The 16,636-nt window shown below is 63.8% G+C and carries 19 protein-coding genes and 1 tRNA gene; 12 read left to right on the top strand and 8 right to left on the bottom strand.

Annotation, left to right across the window (positions count from 1 at the left end):
- Positions 1-78: 78 nt before the first annotated feature.
- Complete coding sequence (locus tag IAU68_RS09820) at positions 79-597, bottom strand: hypothetical protein (RefSeq protein WP_171193707.1); 519 nt, start codon at positions 595-597, stop codon at positions 79-81.
- Positions 598-786: 189 nt separating this feature from the next.
- Here IAU68_RS09820 and IAU68_RS09815 point away from each other — a divergent pair, with 189 nt between their 5' ends.
- The 9 genes from IAU68_RS09815 (at position 787) to rlmB (ending at position 8,901) form a co-directional block, all read left to right on the top strand.
- Complete coding sequence (locus IAU68_RS09815; RefSeq protein WP_171193706.1) at positions 787-1,368, top strand: CarD family transcriptional regulator; 582 nt, start codon at positions 787-789, stop codon at positions 1,366-1,368.
- The gene (gene ispD, locus IAU68_RS09810) at positions 1,369-2,082 is read left to right on the top strand and encodes a 2-C-methyl-D-erythritol 4-phosphate cytidylyltransferase (RefSeq protein ID WP_171193705.1); all 714 of its coding nucleotides are present in this window, start codon (positions 1,369-1,371) and stop codon (positions 2,080-2,082) included.
- A gap of 156 nt (positions 2,083-2,238) precedes the next feature.
- Positions 2,239-3,702, top strand: coding sequence for an HNH endonuclease signature motif containing protein (locus IAU68_RS09805; RefSeq protein ID WP_171193704.1), 1,464 nt, complete (start codon positions 2,239-2,241; stop codon positions 3,700-3,702).
- Complete coding sequence (gene ispF, locus IAU68_RS09800) at positions 3,699-4,184, top strand: 2-C-methyl-D-erythritol 2,4-cyclodiphosphate synthase (protein ID WP_171193703.1); 486 nt, start codon at positions 3,699-3,701, stop codon at positions 4,182-4,184. The genes IAU68_RS09805 and ispF overlap by 4 nt, the downstream gene beginning before the upstream one ends.
- Before the next feature lie 62 nt (positions 4,185-4,246).
- The gene (locus tag IAU68_RS09795; protein WP_171193702.1) at positions 4,247-5,503 is read left to right on the top strand and encodes a hypothetical protein; all 1,257 of its coding nucleotides are present in this window, start codon (positions 4,247-4,249) and stop codon (positions 5,501-5,503) included.
- Positions 5,504-5,512: 9 nt separating this feature from the next.
- Positions 5,513-6,070, top strand: coding sequence for a hypothetical protein (locus IAU68_RS09790; protein WP_171193701.1), 558 nt, complete (start codon positions 5,513-5,515; stop codon positions 6,068-6,070).
- Positions 6,071-6,628, top strand: coding sequence for a hypothetical protein (locus tag IAU68_RS09785; protein WP_171193700.1), 558 nt, complete (start codon positions 6,071-6,073; stop codon positions 6,626-6,628).
- An 11-nt stretch (positions 6,629-6,639) separates the two neighbouring features.
- Positions 6,640-7,965, top strand: a complete 1,326-nt coding sequence (gene cysS, locus IAU68_RS09780; RefSeq protein ID WP_171193699.1) for a cysteine--tRNA ligase — start codon at positions 6,640-6,642, stop codon at positions 7,963-7,965.
- 3 nt (positions 7,966-7,968) lie between these two features.
- A complete protein-coding gene (rlmB, locus tag IAU68_RS09775) occupies positions 7,969-8,901 on the top strand; it encodes a 23S rRNA (guanosine(2251)-2'-O)-methyltransferase RlmB (RefSeq protein ID WP_171193698.1) in 933 nt (310 codons plus the stop codon).
- Here the strand turns inward: rlmB and IAU68_RS09770 are convergent.
- From IAU68_RS09770 to thrE, 6 genes are read right to left on the bottom strand one after another with little or no spacing between them, the layout of a single operon-like run.
- Positions 8,864-9,646 (bottom strand): alpha/beta hydrolase family esterase, encoded by a 783-nt coding sequence (locus IAU68_RS09770; RefSeq protein ID WP_171193697.1) that lies wholly within the window; start codon positions 9,644-9,646, stop codon positions 8,864-8,866. The genes rlmB and IAU68_RS09770 overlap by 38 nt on opposite strands.
- Positions 9,628-10,335, bottom strand: coding sequence for a trehalose-phosphatase (locus IAU68_RS09765; protein WP_171193696.1), 708 nt, complete (start codon positions 10,333-10,335; stop codon positions 9,628-9,630). Before IAU68_RS09765 ends, IAU68_RS09770 begins: the two co-directional genes overlap by 19 nt.
- Complete coding sequence (locus IAU68_RS09760; protein ID WP_171193695.1) at positions 10,329-10,724, bottom strand: hypothetical protein; 396 nt, start codon at positions 10,722-10,724, stop codon at positions 10,329-10,331. Before IAU68_RS09760 ends, IAU68_RS09765 begins: the two co-directional genes overlap by 7 nt.
- A complete protein-coding gene (locus IAU68_RS09755; RefSeq protein WP_171193694.1) occupies positions 10,721-11,998 on the bottom strand; it encodes an alpha,alpha-trehalose-phosphate synthase (UDP-forming) in 1,278 nt (425 codons plus the stop codon). The genes IAU68_RS09760 and IAU68_RS09755 overlap by 4 nt, the downstream gene beginning before the upstream one ends.
- Complete coding sequence (locus IAU68_RS09750; RefSeq protein WP_171193693.1) at positions 11,998-12,360, bottom strand: hypothetical protein; 363 nt, start codon at positions 12,358-12,360, stop codon at positions 11,998-12,000. Before IAU68_RS09750 ends, IAU68_RS09755 begins: the two co-directional genes overlap by 1 nt.
- A gap of 54 nt (positions 12,361-12,414) precedes the next feature.
- Positions 12,415-13,872 carry a threonine/serine exporter ThrE gene (gene thrE, locus IAU68_RS09745; RefSeq protein WP_231699022.1) on the bottom strand — a complete coding sequence of 486 codons (1,458 nt, stop codon included), beginning with the start codon at positions 13,870-13,872 and terminating at the stop codon, positions 12,415-12,417.
- A 67-nt stretch (positions 13,873-13,939) separates the two neighbouring features.
- On the opposite strand from thrE, the gene IAU68_RS09740 reads away from it, so the two are divergent.
- The 3 genes from IAU68_RS09740 to IAU68_RS09730 all read left to right on the top strand — a co-directional run bounded on the left by IAU68_RS09740 (position 13,940) and on the right by IAU68_RS09730 (position 16,221).
- Positions 13,940-14,015, top strand: a tRNA-Thr gene (locus IAU68_RS09740).
- A gap of 104 nt (positions 14,016-14,119) precedes the next feature.
- Positions 14,120-14,824, top strand: coding sequence for a response regulator transcription factor (locus IAU68_RS09735; RefSeq protein WP_171193692.1), 705 nt, complete (start codon positions 14,120-14,122; stop codon positions 14,822-14,824).
- A gap of 2 nt (positions 14,825-14,826) precedes the next feature.
- Entirely contained in the window at positions 14,827-16,221 is a 1,395-nt protein-coding gene (locus IAU68_RS09730) for a sensor histidine kinase (RefSeq protein ID WP_171193691.1), read from the top strand.
- Here the strand turns inward: IAU68_RS09730 and IAU68_RS09725 are convergent.
- Complete coding sequence (locus IAU68_RS09725) at positions 16,199-16,615, bottom strand: HIT family protein (protein ID WP_171193690.1); 417 nt, start codon at positions 16,613-16,615, stop codon at positions 16,199-16,201. The genes IAU68_RS09730 and IAU68_RS09725 overlap by 23 nt on opposite strands.
- Positions 16,616-16,636: the final 21 nt, after the last annotated feature.

Here is a 16,636-nt window from a genome sequence, read left to right as displayed (position 1 = left end):
ATAACACGGTCAAGACATGGCCTTCGAACATAAAAAAACCGCTGGTCAGGCCAGCGGTTTGCGGGTTCGTCGAGAAGCTTAGTTCTCGCGATCGACCTGACCGGAAGCCAGCGTCGGAGCCGACACGGTTGCGGTCACCTCGACGGCGCCGGTGTCGAAGTTGAACTTCACCGGCGCGTTGCCGCCGTACGCGAAGTCCTTGTTCGGTAGCGAGGACGCGGTGTAGTCGATGCAGTTTTCCTTGTCCTGCGGCAGGCGGTCGAGGCCCTCGGCTGAGTCCGCGACGAGCACGCAGTTGTACTTAATAGTGTTGTTGTTCTCGAGTTGAACCTGGGTGCCATCGACGGTGACGGACTGCAGGGTGTGGTCCTTCATGGAGGTGTCCTGGTTCGTCGCAGAGAACTTCAGGGCAGCCTGGCCGTTTTCAGCAAGCACCACGGTGACGTCCTGCACCGCAATCTCGCCGTTTTCGGTGGCGCCGCTTGCGCCATCAACAGCCGCGACCTGGTTCGAGGTCTGGGTGATCTGGCCGGCGGAGCAGCCGGTAAGGGCCAGGCCAGCGGCAGCGATAACGGCTACCAGCTTCAGGGACTTCACGTGGGGTCCTCCATCGTCAAACGTATTCGAAGGTTATTCTCGGGTTCACTTTAGCGTCTAGGCAGTAACTTTTCCCATTTTCTCCCCTATTCGGTGCGGTGCGAGGGGTCGTCGACAAGCAAAAGCTCCTTTGACTGCGGTGGTAAGGTGGTGGGGTCAAAACCTTGCCGGGAGCCCCAAGGAGCGTTTATGGAATTCAAGGTCGGAGAAGTGGTCGTCTACCCGCACCACGGCGCAGCGCGGATTGCGGACATCGAGCAGCGTGAAATGCGCGGCGAGAAGCTGGACTTCCTAGTGCTGCAGATTCTCCACTCCGACCTCGAAGTTCGCGTTCCGGTGAAGAACTCCGAACTTGTGGGCGTGCGCGACGTGGTCAACGAGGAAGGCCTGCAGAAGGTGTTCTCGGTGCTGCGCGAAACCGACGTGGAAGAAGCTGGCAACTGGTCGCGCCGTTACAAGGCGAACCAGGAGCGCTTGGCGTCCGGCGACATCAATAAGGTGGCCGAGGTCGTACGTGACCTGTGGCGCCGCGACCAGGGCAAGGGGTTGTCCGCGGGCGAGAAACGCATGCTGGGTAAGGCCCGCCAGATTCTCGTTGGTGAGCTTGCGCTTGCAGAGCCGGTGGATGAAAAGAAGGTCGAGGAGATGGATGCGCAGATCAAGCGCATTATCGACGAGCAAGTCAAGGCCGGCATCTCCGTGGATCCGGGCCCGGTCAGCGACGACGACGATGTCGACCTGGACGAGCTCTCCTTCGACGACGAAGAGTAATTGGACCGCCGGGTCGTAGCGGTCGTTGCGGCCGCAGGGCAGGGCACGCGTCTTGGCGCGGAGGTGCCGAAGGCGTATGTGCCTCTGCGCGGGCGCACGCTGCTTGAGCGCTCCGTTACTGCGATGGAGACGTCCGAGATCGTGGACCGGGTCGTCGTCGTGGTCAGCCCCTCCATGGAGTCGCACGCGCGGCAGTGCTTGCGCGAACACCATGTGTCATTTGTTCATGGTGGCGCCGAGCGGGCCGACTCCATCTTTGCGGCACTCCGCGCAATTTCGCTTGACGACGCCTGCGTGCTCGTCCATGACGCCGCCCGCGCTCTCACCCCTCCCGGCATGATCGCGCGCGTTGCCCGCGCGGTTCTCGACGGCGCGCCCGCTGTCGTGCCGGTCGTGCCGGTGGCGGACACAGTGAAGCAGGTTTCCGGCAATGTGGTGGAGGCGACTCTGGATCGCAGCGCTCTGCGTGCTGCTCAGACGCCCCAGGGGTTTGATCTACGCACCCTGCGTGAGGCCAACGAATCCTATTTTTCCAGTGCGCCCGATTTCGTTGCGACCGACGATGCCTCGCTGATGGAGTGGTTCGGCGCACCCGTGACCACGGTCGCCGGCGATCCCATGGCGTTCAAGATCACCACTCCGATCGACCTCCGCCTTGCGCAGAGCATTACCGACGAGGTCGAACCGACCATTTTCGAAGTCCCCGGGTCCTAAGCTCTCAGGCCGTGTCGGGGCGGTCTGCTATGTGTATGTGTGGCGCATTGTGGGGATTTACTCGTTCGAACAAATATTTTATAAGAAGTTTGAAATGACCCTTGACGGTATTGAGGTTCGTCGGTATGTTCGAAAGTGAAACCGAAAGGGGGGACGATGGCCGAACGATACTTCGCTACGGAACGCGAGGGGGATCCGCTCAGTGCCGCAGGCCAGGCGATGCGCGATATCGAATACGAGATCTTCAGCCGTTATGCCGAGCCTGGAGTGGTAGTCGAGGATTTCGAACTCGAGTGCCAACGTATTGCGAGCGCCGTCGGGCGCAGCGTGACTTGGGCAGAAAACGGCATTCTGGGGTATTCGGTGCTGGCCGATTTACCTCGGTTGCGTGCGATGCAAGAGACCACGCGCCGGCTGGACCTGACCCGCATTTGCGCCATCGAATCCGCGCTCAACAGGCTGAACGAACTGGCTACACCTGAAACGCTCGCCGAGTTCGACAACTTTTTGGTGAAGGTCTTTACGCCCCGTGCCGCTGGGGTGGAGTTGCCGTCGCCGACGTCTCTGAAACGGCGGCTGCGCGACCGAATCAAGCAGATCGACTCCAAACTGGCGCCGGACTCGAAGAAGATCAAAGACCGGAAGAAGGCCAAGGACGAGCCATTCGGCACCTGCCAAACTATGTTCTACGGCCAGGATGACGGCGATGCTGGACTCAGCATCAGCGGTGATGCCGCCACTATCGGTTTGATGGACCGGTATGTTGCTGCCGTCGCCAAGGAGTACAAGCTCACTCAGGACGAAACGATCCAGCAACTCCTGACCGGCCAGCTCAACGCGGACGTTCAACTGGTGCTGTACGCCTTCGCGCCGAAGACACCTGGTTCGGGCTACTACGTGCCTGGATTCGGCTGGACCGGGGCAGAAGGCTCAGAAGCGTTCGATGCGCTCGTCGAAAATGGCGCCGTGAAGGTCGTCGACCTCGACGACGCCGAGCACGTCTCCACCGACGCCTACGTACCAACCGAGGCGATGAAAGCCTACGTCCAGGCCCGCGACGGGTCCTGTCGTTGGCCCGGATGCAACGTCGAGGCCGAGCGCTGCCAGCTCGACCACCGCATCCCACACGGTGACGGCGGCGAAACCACCGCGTCGAACCTGTTCTGCCTGTGCCAGCGCCACCACAACATCAAGACCGACCGTCGTGCAGTTTACCTCGTCGACCACATGTCCGGCGACGTCGTGTGGTTGTTCGCAGACGGCACCTACCAGGTTGCGGAACCGGACGGATTCCTCGTCGACTACCTCGAAGGCGAAGGGAACCCAAGGTGGAAATCCACACTCGAGCAACGTCGAGCGAGACGCAAAGACAACGCCGAGTTCTACGCCCGCTGTCACTCAGCGGTGGAGCAGTACGAAAAGGATTACGACTGGGACGAGTGCATGGCGACGATTAAAACGCTCGAGGACAAGTTCGGTCGGACCTTCGAATATCCACCGGAAAAGATGCTCGACATCACGCCGGAAATCCTGGCATCCTATCGGCGTCATTTGGAGGAACCGGACGTCTACGAAGAGTTCGATCCGGAAACTCAGGAGTGGGTAACCTGCAAAATATGACCAACTTGCGAGTAGGAACAGCAACCGACGCCCACCAAATTCAGGCCGGTAAAGAATGCTGGATCGCCGGCATCCTCCACGACGACCAGGACGGTTGCGAGGGCCATTCCGACGGCGACGTGGTCAGCCACGCCATTGTCGACGCCGTACTGGCAGCGGCGGGTCTCGGCGACCTCGGTTCCTTCGTCGGGGTGGGGCGCCCGGAGTATGACGGCGTGAAGGGCATCCAACTGCTCCAGGAGCTTCAACAACTCCTCTCTACCCACGGGGACACGGTGGTGAACGTCTCCGCGCAGCTCATCGCCCAGACCCCCAAAATGGGCCCGGTGCGGGAGGAAGCGGAAAGGGTCCTCTCTGAGGCCTTGGGGGCCCCGGTATCGGTGTCGGCGACCACCACGGACCACATGGGCTTTACCGGACGGGGCGAAGGGCGCGCAGCCATCGCGACGGCGCTGGTGGAACGAAAGTTCCCAACTTCGTAACTAAAGTCTCCCATTTGCGGTTTTAGCTTCCATCCGGGAAATCGTCGCGTTACTGTGATCGCATGCGAAAGATCATGACAGCGGTCAGTGCAGCCGTGGCAGCCGTGGCCCTGGCGCACGCCCCAATCGCGGGTGCGGTCCCGGCGATGCCGCAGGGCTACCCAATTGAGAATTTGGACACCGAATGCCGGGCCGGCGTGACGCCGGAATGGCGTTACGGGGAAACAGCGCGCCGGTACCTGGCGGACGGCACCCTGCAATTCACTAACCGCACCGATCAGACCGTGCCCTACACCGCAACGGTAGAAACCGGCACGAACCGCAAGATCGAGGCCAACTCTAAGGCGGCGCTGCCAAGCGGCTGGGACACCACCGCGAAGACGGACATCGGCCTGAAGGAATCCAACGGCTGGATTGAAGGCGAAACCTTTGGTCCCATCGAGCTCGGTCCGGGAGAGTCCTTCCGCGTGGACTACGGGGTGCTGGAGAAGGACTTCATCTCCATGTTCGTCACCTGCGACAACGGGGTGTTGCGTAACGCCCCGGGCGCGAACGTCATCCGCGGCACCGGTCCGGCGGAGCGCTATGCGTTCGCGTACATCATCAAGGCGGACGGCAGCGTTTCTGAGCTTGCCATGGAGATCCCTTCGCGAAGCCAGGGGGCGAACTCCAAGCCGAGCGATGATCAAACGTACAGCGCCACCTCTGGTCCTAGTTTGGAGAAGGTGGCGGGGGAACGGGACACCGTCGTTAAGCCTGATGCTTCCTTCCGTCGCGACGACGAGTGGCCGAAGCTCAACGAGCCGGCGCGTGAGGGCGATAAGTCCTGGTACCCGCACGACATTGAGGCGGTCGCGCCGACATTCCGCAAGCCGGGGTACTCGCAGGACTTCCTCAACTGGTCCAAGGGCGACTACACGTTTACGCCGGTGACCGACTACGTGGTCGGCGCGGAGAACAACCAGTACCTCAACTGGATGGGCGAAGATGGCCGCCTGCCTGGCGGCTGGCTCACCTCGGTAGGTGCGGTCAAGCGCGCGTACATGCCCGTGGGCACGAAGCTCAAGCCCATCGACCTCAAGCCTGGCGACAAGGTGCGCGTGGAATACGGCACCACCATGACGCGGATCAACTACAGTGAAATTTCCGCTGGCCGCGACGGCACCTACTCGCGCGTGGTCACCCACCCGCAGTCCTCCGCACCTTCCGGCTTCTGGGCGGAAGCCACCGTCACCAGCAAAGACGGCACAACGCGGACCATCGACGTCACGCCCGATGAGTACCGCGACCTGCCCGTTCCCACCCAAACCTACCTCTAAGGAATCATCATGAAACGCTCCCTTGCTCTGTTCACCGCCGCCGCTGTTGCCCTCGCGCCGACCGCTGGCGCCCTGCCGCAACGCGACTACGACGCAACCAACCCCACCACCATCGGCGACACGTGTGCGAACCCGGGCGACCGCGGCCAGACCGTGGAGATCGTGCGCAGCTACTTCGATGGCTCCGCCGGCACCTGGACTGTGTCCAACTACAACGACGAGCCGCTGCCCATTACCCGTTCCATCACTGAGACCAAGACGAAGACCTGGAACGTCACCGCGGGCCTGAGCTTCGACGTGGCTAAGCTGATCCAGTTCACCTTCTCCACCAGCTATACCGACCAGCAGTCGTACGAGGTCGGCGAGAAGATCGGTCCGTACAACATCGCGCCGGGCAAGACGGCGGTGCTGCAAGCCGGCTGGATTGTGTCGGACTTCCGCGGTCAGGAAACGGTGTGTGGCGCCGACCGCACGTGGCAGGCCGCGGGCAACACGTTCACTGCGACCATGCCGAAGGAGCGGCACGTCCGCGTGAGCACCCGCGACAACATTGACTGGGGCGCGTAAATGAAAAGGATCATCCCGGCCCTTGGGGTGTCGCTGCTGCTGGCGGCCCCGGCACAAGCCCAGCCCTACGATTTCGAGCTGCCTCAGCGGTGGAACGAGGACCTTTCGCCGGGCAGCCACTGCGCTACCCCAGGCCGCACCGACACCTACGTGGATGCCACCCGCCGCTGGTTCAAACAGACCGACGCCGCAAGCGTGGGCAACGACACCGAAGGCCCGGTCCCGGTGGAGCAGCGGGTGAAGGAAAAGCGCGTGCAGACCCTCGAGGTGTCCGGCACGTTCACCCCAAAGGGCGACCTGGTCAAAAACGTGAGCCGCGCGTACGGCTGGAACTACGTGCACGAGGTCAGCTGGTCGCTGAACCAGGTGGTCGGCCCGTACACCCTGGATGCGGGCAAGCACGGACGGCTCGTGTGGGGCTTCACCATGCTCGACGGCGACGCGCAGGACGTGAAGTGCAGTGAGGACCAGGTGTGGGAGGCAATCGGTGACGCTTCTTCGTTCAGTGTCCCCGAGGCTCGCTACTCGGAGCTGAGGGTGGAAGAGTCCCCGCTGTAGACTTCGGTGTTGTGAAGCAACGCATTTTTGACACCAAGACCCGCACTCTCCGCGACTTTGAGCCGATCCGCCCCGGCCACGTCTCGATTTACCTGTGCGGCGCCACCCCGCAGGCCAAGCCCCACATTGGGCACCTGCGCTCCGGTGTCGCGTTCGACATCGTGCGCCGCTGGTTCTTGGCCAACGACTACGACGTGGCGTTCGTGCGCAACGTCACCGACATCGACGACAAGATCCTGGCCAAGGCCAGCGAACACAACCGACCCTGGTGGGAGTGGGTGTCCACGTACGAGCGCGAGTTCACCCGGGCGTACGACACCCTCGGCGTGCTGCCGCCGTCCGTGGAGCCGCGGGCGACCGGGCATGTGACCCAGATGGTCGATTACATGCAGAGGCTTATCGACGATGGCTTCGCCTACACCCGCGATGGCTCCGTCTACTTCGACGTGAACGCGTGGGTTGAGGCCGGGGGAGACTACGGCTCCATTTCCGGCAACAAGCTGGAGGACATGACGGGCGACGACCCGGACTTCGCCCTGTGGAAGGCGGCCAAACCGGGCGAGCCGAGCTGGCCCACCCCGTGGGGCCCGGGCCGCCCCGGCTGGCACCTCGAGTGCTCCGCCATGTCCACCTGGTACCTGGGCGAATCCTTCGACATCCACGGTGGCGGCCTCGACCTGCAATTCCCGCACCACGAGAACGAGCAGGCGCAGTCGCACGCGGCGGGCGACGATTTCGCGCGCTACTGGATGCACAACCACTGGGTGACCATGGCCGGCGAGAAGATGTCGAAGTCGCTGGGCAATGTGCTGTCCATCGACAACATGCTCGAGGAAGTGCGCCCGGTCGAGCTGCGCTACTACCTCGGCTCGGCGCATTACCGCAGCGTGCTGGAGTACTCGCCGGAGTCGCTGAAGGAGGCGGCGGCGGGGTACCGGCGCATCGAGGAGTTTGTGAAGCGCGCCGGCACGCCCGAGCCGACGACCTGGACCGACGCGTTCGCGCAGGCGCTTAACGACGACTTCGGTGTCCCCAAAGCCCTCGCCGAGATCCACAACCTTGTCCGCGAGGGCAACAAAGCGGACGATCCGGCTCCGATCGCGGCGCAGGTGCGTGCGATGGCGGCGGTGTTGGGGATTGATCCGGGGGCGTGGCCGTCGTCGTCAAGCAATAGCAACGCGTTGAATGTGCTGGTGGAAGCGGAGCTCGAACGCCGGGCAACCGCCCGCGCGGAGAAGGACTGGGCGACCGCCGACGAGGTGCGCGATAGGCTCGCACGCGCCGGCATCGAGGTGACCGACACGGCCGACGGGCCGCAGTGGCAGGTAAAGGAGTAGACGATGGCGAAGCCGTACCAGCGCCGTGACGTGCAGAAAAAGAACAAAAAGGGCCCGACGAAGGGGTCGGGCGGGCAGCGTCGCCGGGGATTGAAAGGCAAGGGTGCTACGCCGAAGGCGGAAGACCGCGTCTACCACGCGGCGCATAAGCGCAAGATCGATCAGCAGCGCCGCAACCAGGGTCGACACGACCGTGAGGTGGCGGACCTGGTGGTCGGGCGCAACCCGGTGATCGAGTGCCTGAAGGCAAAGGTGCCGTCGGAGGCGCTGTTTGTCGCGCAGGGCACGGGCCACGACGACCGGCTCAGCGAGGCGGTGGCGCTCGCGAACAGCAAAAATATTCCGGTGCAGGAGGTGCCGCGCCAGCAGTTGGACGCGATGACCGGCAACGGCATGCACCAGGGGCTTGGCCTGAAGATTCAGCCGTACAAGTACGCGGATTTCGATGACCTGCTTGAATCCGTGGATGGCCCCGGGATGTTCGTCATCTTGGACAACATCACGGACCCGCGGAACCTGGGTGCGGTGATTCGTTCGGCGGCGGCGTTCGGAGGCAACGGCGTGATCATCCCGGAGCGTCGCTCCGCGCAGGTCACGGGTGTTGCGTGGCGTACGTCGGCGGGCACGGCGGCGCGGCTGCCGGTGGCGCGGGTGACCAACGTGACGCGCACGGTGAAGCAGTTCCAGGACAACGGCTACACGGTCGTCGGTCTGGATGCGGGCGGCGAGCACACGCTGGACACGTTCGACCAGGCCACCGACAACGTGGTCATCGTCGTCGGCTCGGAAGGCAAGGGAATTTCGCGTCTGGTGCGCGAGAACTGCGACGTGATCATGTCGGTGCCCATGCAGGACTGGGTGGAATCCCTCAACGCGTCGGTGGCGGCGGGTGTGGTACTCAGCGAGTTCGCCCGTCAAAGAAGAATCGCCGAATAACTTCCCCGCCGGTAATTTCGTCGGTGCCGGGGCCGAGGCGTGCGTCGAGTTGCTTCGCTACCGGCACCATGTGGCCGAAGCCATCGATGGTGATGAGGCGGACGGGGAAGCGGCCCGTGAAGTCGTCGATACGCAGGGCTCCGCTTGTCGACGACTCCCGCCCCGCACAAGAATTCAACCGCGCGAAAAACTCGGCGGAAGCGTAGGCCGAACGTGTCTCGCCGCGGTTGTCGCCGCCGATGCCAGCCATGCCGCCCTCGTAGGGCACGAGCGGGTCGGCGGTGCCTTGGACTGCGACGAGCGGGGTGGGGGCGTAGTTTTCAACGCTGACGCACGTGTTGGACTCCACAGGCATGGAGGCGCCGAAGGTGGCTGCGCCGTCGAGGAGGCCGGGGGCGTCGAAAAGCAAGCGCATGATCATCTGGCCGCCGTTGGAAAACCCGCAGCCGATGACGCGGTCCGGATTGTGGTGTTCGATGACGCGGCGGAGGAAGCCGACGTCGTCGATACGCAAGCGCCGGGCGGACTCGTTGAAGCCGGTGCGCAGGTCGTTGAAGTGGTGCTCGACGCCGTCCGGGTAGGCGACGGTGGGGCCGAGGCCTTCAAAGGTGCGGTCGGTGAAGTTGCGCATCACGTTGCCGGACTGGCGCGAGCCGTGCAGCACAAGTAGCAGTGTGCCCGGGTCGCCCTCGACGACGATCCAGGTGCGGGTACGGCCCTGGTGCTCTAGTGAGCGGCGTTCCATGCTTCCCTTTCGTCGGCGAGGTCGGTGAGGAAGGCTGCCATGGCGGGAACATCTGCCACGCGGCGCGACGCCAGAGAAGGTTTCGAGCCCACCTTGATACCTAGGTCGGTGGGGCCGAGGGCGGCCATGGCGGTTTCGTCGGTGTCGTCGTCGCCGGCGAAGACGGTGGCGGAAAAACGCCGCTTGTGCTCGGCGAGCCATGTGCCCTTCGTGATGTCCACGGCCGAGAACTCCACCACGTTGTGGCCGAGCGTGATCTTGCGCGCCGGCAGCGCTGCGGCCGCGTCCAGCATGTCCTGGGCAGCTTGCTTATCGACGACCGGCGCCACATGCAGCACCCGCTGATACGGTTTGACCTCCACGTAGGCGGGTGGCACAGCGATGTCGTTGAGCTGGCGTTCGATGTCGTCGAGGTAGGCGAGGTCGTCGTCGTTAAGCGTGGGCCCGGGCTCGGCTCCGTGGGAACCGACGAGAGTGACATCGAGGTCCGCGGGGATGACTCGGTTGAGCCCATCGAGGTGGCGGCCAGTGAGCAGCGCGACCTCTGTGCCGGGGATGGCGGTAAGGCGGCGGATGGCGCGCTCAGCCTCTGGGTGCATCGACACGGCGTAGGGGTCGGGGTTGAGCTCCGCGAGGGTGCCGTCGAAGTCGAGGCAGACGAGTAGCGTTTCAGCCTGTGCGATCACCATGTGCGCAGTTTAACGGCAGGCGCATCCAACGCGCCCGTGTCCAGGGTGAGCACGAGGTCGTTGTCGGAGGGTCGGGTGACGGTGAACGTGGTGTCGTCGTGAAGCAATTGCGCGAGCTGTTCGTGGGTGTGGCGCGCCCAGCCGGAGCAGTTGCCGGGGTCGCCGACCTGGACGTTGTGCAAGGTGACGGAGTCGTCGAACTCGCCGGACGCCTTCGCGCAGCCGGTCGTGCCCTCGAAGGAGTCTTCGGTGAAGGTGAACGACGCGCCGCCGGTGTTGCGCGGCACCGGAGCGTCCGGGTCGGTGTACACGCCGACGACGTGCCACTGCTGCGGAGACGCACACGCCGCGAGCAACAGCACCGGGGCCACAGCTAGCAGCCGCTTCACAGCGCCTCCAGGAAGTCGTGGGCCCAGCGGGTGACGTCGTGCTCCATGACCCAGTCGTACATCGCTCGCATGCGGGCGGGATCCGGCTCGGTCGCCGCGACGATCGCGGACTTGATCGAGCCCAGGTCGAACGGGTTGCACAGGTACGCCTGGTTGAGTTCGACTGCGGCACCGGCGAACTCAGACAGCACAAGCGCGCCGTCGCCGTCCGGGTGCGCCGCGACGTACTCTTTCGCCACCAGGTTCATGCCGTCTTTAAACGGTGTGACCAGCATGATGTCCGCGGCCGAGTAGTAGACGCCGAGCTTGTCCTTGGCAACGCCCCGGTGGACGTAGTGCACGATGGGCCGGCCGATTTCGCCGAAGCGCCCGTTGATGCGACCGATCGCTTCTTCCACCTCGCGGCGCGTTTTACGGTAGTGCCCGAGGCGCTCGCGTGACGGGGTGGCGAGCTGGACCACGGCGACGTCGTCAAGCAAGCCCTCTTCCAGCAGTTCCTCCACCGCGAGCAGGCGCTGCAGGATGCCCTTCGTGTAATCCATGCGGTCCACGCCGAGCAGCACGTGCTTCGGGTCGCCGAGTGATGTTCGCAGCTGGCTTATCGACGACTCCGTGGCCTGCTCAATTTCTTCCGCATCAATCGAGATGGGGAAGGTGCCGGTGCGGATATTGGTGGTCAGCAGCCGGAAGTTCTCCTCGTCCGTGGTGCGCTGGAAACCGATGAGGTCGCAGCCGGAAAGCCCGGCGAGAATCTCGTCGCGCCACGGCAGCTGCTGAAACAGCGCGGGAGCGGGGAAGGGGATGTGCAGGAAAAAGCCGATGGTCAGATCGGGGCGCAGCTCGCGGAGCATGCCCGGCACCAGCTGCAACTGGTAGTCCTGCACCCACACCGTGGCGTTCTCCGCCGCGGTCTCGGCGGTGGCGCGGGCGAACTTTTCGTTGACGGCGACGTAGCGCTCCCACCAATCCTGGTTGTAATCGGGCGTTACAATCAGGTCGTGGTACAGCGGCCACAGGGTCGAGTTGGAAAAGCCCTCGTAGAAGCCTTCGAAATCGTCCTGGTCCAAACAGACCGGGACGAGCGAGATGCCGTCGAAGGTAAACGGCGCAAGGTCCGACGACGTGTCGCCGGGCCACCCGACCCAGCAGCCGCCGCGGGAGCGCAGCACAGGCGCAAGCGCGGCGACGAGCCCGCCCGGGGAGACCTCGTAGTGGTCGCCCACCTTGTCCACGGGCAGGCGGTTAGCCACGACGACGAACTCATTGCCCCCCATTAGGACTTCTTGGCGGCTTTCTTCGTCGACTTCTTCTTGGTGGCCTTCTTCTTCGCGGCCTTCTTCGTCGTCTTCTTGGTCGACTTTTTCTTGGTGGCCTTCTTCTTTGCCGCCTTCTTCGTCGACTTCTTCTTGGTGGCCTTCGTCGGCGCTTCCTCTTCCTCTGCCTGCTCGAGGTCCTCGACGTAGCGCTTGTACACAAAGCCCTGCGGGGTCACGCCCAGCATGGACATGAGCGTTACGCCGTCGAGGAAGTCCTCGGCGTAAGTGGCCACGATCCGACGGGCGCCCGACGCCGTCTGCTCCTCAACGGCGTGCGTTGCTTCTGCGTTCGGACGCGAATCGGTGATCTTAGGTGGCACTCGGGTTCCTCCTTGCAGACGACAGCTAAAGCCCCATCATTCTACGCCACGAGGTCAACGCCGGCGGCGTACCCGGCGGATCTGCTGGAAGGTCAACCGGCCGGCGCGCTTGAATGCCTCGTACGGGACGTAGAGCTGCGGGGCGCGGATGCGGCGGGCCATCCACTCGCCGAACACCACGCCGCCGGCGAGCGCAAGGCACGTGCCGATGGCGGTGAGCAGGTTCATCATGCCGAGGAGCAACTGCTCGTTCATCAGCGCGTACATGCCGCGGTAGATCCAGGAACCGGGCAGGAACGGCGTCACGCCGGCGACGGCGGTGATCACCGGGTTGATCAGGAACCGGCGGGAGATGAGACCACCGGCCAGGCCCACAGCCAGCGAACACGCCGTAATCGCCAACAGGCGGCCGGCGCCCAGTGGGGTGAGCACGAGGTAGAAGATCAAGGAACCGGTCGCGGCGGTGATGAACGACAGGATCACTGCGGAGCGCTCCGCGAAACAACACACCGCGAACGCCGCCGCCGCCATCGCGCCGCCGAACGTGGTCAGCCAACCGTTGGAATAGGCGGCGTCGGCGGGCAGCAGCTCCACCGGCGGCAACGGCATGCCCACCAGGTTGGACACGGATACGCCCACGGCCACGCCGGCGACGATGCCGCCTGTGCCCAACATGGCTTGGAAGAATCGGGCGGAGGCGTTGACCATCGACCCGGTGACGCCGTCGAGAAGCGATTGCACGAGTGTGAGGCCTGCAAGCAGAACGATGAGGCCGGTCGCGATTAACTGGCTCGGGTTGATGGAGCGTCCGATGGAGGCGGAGAAATCGTAGGCGATGGCCGCGGGCATGGTGGCCAAAAACCCGCCGATGACGTTGTGGAAAAACGCCGGGAGACCGCCGCGCGAGAGCAGTTTGCTAAAGCCCATGATGAGAAACGCGGTGAGCCCGCCGAAGACCATCATGAGCAGGTCTCCGCCGAGGAGCATGGCGATAAAGAAGCCCATCACGGACCAGCCGGCGAGGTTGCGCACGTTGCGGTAGGGGATGGGGGAGTTGTCGATCTCGTCGAGGATCTTCTCCGCCATCTCCGGCGGGGTCGCACCGGAGCGGATCGAGCGGATCAGGCGGTCGACCTCCTGGAGCTTGTGGTAGTTCTCCGAGATCATCGTGACCACGCGCACCACATTGACCGGGATGCGCTTGTCCACGCCGATGATCGTGTTCAGGGTGATCGTGTTCACCGTGATGGACACGTGCACGTAGTGCAGGCCATAGGAGGAGCACACCGTGTGGATTTGCTTGATCGCGTCCGCCGATGTCGTGGCGTTGGCGATGAGGATCTCGCCGATGCGCGCCGCGATATTCATCACGGCGGCGACCTCGGTCGGGTCCGTCAGGTTAATCGGCGCGAGGACGGACGGGGGTGGGGAGGTGCGGGCGGCATCGATCGTCGCTAAGCGCTGGCGCGAGCCGGTGATTTTATCCCACACGTTCAATTTCCCGTTTGACACATGGCTCACACTATCGGCTCGCCCGTTTTCGCGCGAGCAGCAGGCGGTGTGTAATATCTGGCGCACTGCTGGAGTGGCGCAATTGGTAGCGCAACGCACTTGTAATGCGTAGGTTGCGAGTTCAAGTCTCGTCTCCAGCTCCAATTTTTTTGATCGACCTTGCGCAGCAAGCACACAGGAAGCATTCAGAGTTGTGCGGTTTAATCGTGGCTTAGTGAAAAAGTCTGAGATTACAGGAGAACACGACATGGCTGACGCGCAGAACCTCAAGGTACTTGTTGTTGACGACGAACCGAACATCGTCGAGCTGCTCACCGTCTCCCTGAAATTCCAGGGATTCGACGTGGAGACCGCCACGTCCGGTGCGGAGGCGCTCGAGATGGCGCGCACCTCACGGCCGGATGCGTACATCCTGGACGTGATGATGCCGGAGATGGATGGCTTCGAGCTGCTCAGTAAGTTACGGGCCGAAGGCCTCGACAGTCCGGTGCTGTTCCTCACCGCGAAGGACGCTGTGGAAGACCGTATCCACGGCCTGACCATCGGCGCGGACGACTACGTGACCAAGCCGTTCTCGCTCGAAGAGGTGATCACCCGCCTACGCGTGATTTTGCGCCGCGGCCACGTGGTGGAGGAAAACGAGGGTGACTCCACGCTGCGCTACGCGGACCTGACGCTTAACGACGACACGCACGAGGTCACCAAAGCCGGCGAGATCGTCGAACTCTCGCCCACCGAGTTCAACCTGCTGCGCTACCTCATGCTCAACGCCGAGGTGGTGGTGTCCAAGGCGAAGATCCTGGACAACGTGTGGCATTACGACTTCGGCGGCGACGGCAACGTGGTCGAGTCCTACATCTCGTACCTGCGCCGCAAGGTAGACACGGGTGACGTGCCGCTGATCCACACGGTGCGCGGTGTCGGCTACGTTCTGCGCACCCCGCGCCAGTAGTGATGCCGTACCCGGTATTTACAGCCCCGACGAAGAAGCCGCTCAAGCGCCAGCTGGTGACCACGGTGATGGTCATCTCCGTCATCGGCACGGCGCTGAGCTCGGTGCTGATCTTCTTCCTCATGCGTAACCTGCTGTTGGACCGTGCCGACGACCAGCTGCGCGACGGCTTGGACACGTGGGCGAACCAGGGGCCGGTGTGGCAGTTCAACCCGTGGAACTCGCCAAGCGAGTTCACCCAGGCCACGCTGTATCCGACAGAGGGCTACTTGGTGCGCCGCCCCGGCGAGACCAACCCTCCGAACTGGAACCAGATCACCCGCGCCGACTTCAACAAACCCGTCACGGTCACCGCGGACCCGAACGACCCGCAAACCACACGGCCGAAGCAGTGGCGCGCCATCGCCACCGAGCAGTCGGACGGGACGGTGCAGTACATCGCGAAGTCGCTTGATTCCGAAAACCGCATGTTGCGCTCGCTCGCGCAGATCGAGGCGGTGGTGGGCACGCTTGTGCTTGTGGGCATCGGCATCGCCAGTAACTATTCGGTGGCCCGTGCGCTCGCGCCGCTGAAGACGGTGGAAAACACCGCGCTGGCTATTGCGGGCGGAGACATCGGTAGGCGCGTGCCGGCCTGGTCGCGCGAGACCGAGGTGGGCAGTCTGTCGTACGCCATGAACACCATGGTCAGCCGTCTGCAGGAGTCGCTGGAGCAGTCGCAGCAACAGCAGGAGCAGATGCGGCGCTTCGTTGGCGACGCCTCGCACGAGCTGCGCACCCCGCTAACCAGTGTGCGCGGCTACTCGGAGATGTACTTAAAGGGCATGGCGGACGACCCGCAGATGGTGCTGAGCAAGATCGACGAGGAGTCCGCCCGCATGCAGTTGCTCGTCGAGGACCTGCTCGCGCTCACCCGCGCGGAGGGCTCGACGCTGGAGAAGAAGCCGGTGGACGTGCTCGAACTTGCGCTGTCGGTGAAGGATTCGATGCACGCGGCCTACCCGGAGCGGGTGGTCGACGTGGTGAAGGACACCCCGGACGTGCCGGTGGTGGAAGGCGACGCGGCGCGACTGCGCCAGGTGATCGTCAACCTGGTCACCAACGCGATCAAGCACGCCGGCCCGGAGGCGGAGGTGACCATCACCATCCGCCACAACCTGGACCGCGTGGTGGTGGACATTGCCGACGACGGCGTGGGCATGGAACAAAAAGATGCCGAGCACATCTTCGAGCGGTTCTACCGCGCGGACGCGTCCCGCAACCGGGCCTCCGGTGGTGGTTCGGGGCTGGGGCTTGCGATTACGAAATCGCTCATCGAGGCCCACGGTGGCACCGTGGCGGTTGCCACGAAGCCGGGGGAGGGCTCGACGTTTACTATTTCGCTGCCTGCCGCTTAAGACCCTCGCGGATGGTCTCGGCGGCGGAGTCCATCTTGGCGGGGTCGGTGTCGTCGGCACGCAATGCGTTGGCCAGCGAGTAGCCCGACATGTCGTCGGCCGGGAAGACGTGGATGTGGGCGTGGGGGACCTCGAAGCCGGCGATGAGGTAGCCGGCGCGCTCGGCGTCGAACTCGTCGACAATGACGCGCCCGATGTTCTGCGCGACTTCGTTCATGTGCGCCCACAGGTCGGCGGGGATGTCGGTCCACTTGTCGATTTCCTCGACCGGCACGACCAGCGTGTGGCCGTACGCGACCGGCTCGATGGTGAGAAACGCCGCGACCGTGTCGTCTTGGTAGACGATGCGGCCCGGGATGTCGCCTGCGATGATCTTGCTGAATACGGTGCTCATGCTTACCGACGCTACCGGTAA

It is taken from the genome of Corynebacterium lujinxingii, from assembly GCF_014490555.1.
Lineage (GTDB): Bacteria > Actinomycetota > Actinomycetes > Mycobacteriales > Mycobacteriaceae > Corynebacterium > Corynebacterium lujinxingii.
Note: the sequence above shows the minus strand (reverse complement) of the source record. Positions and strands in the feature narration are given on the sequence as shown.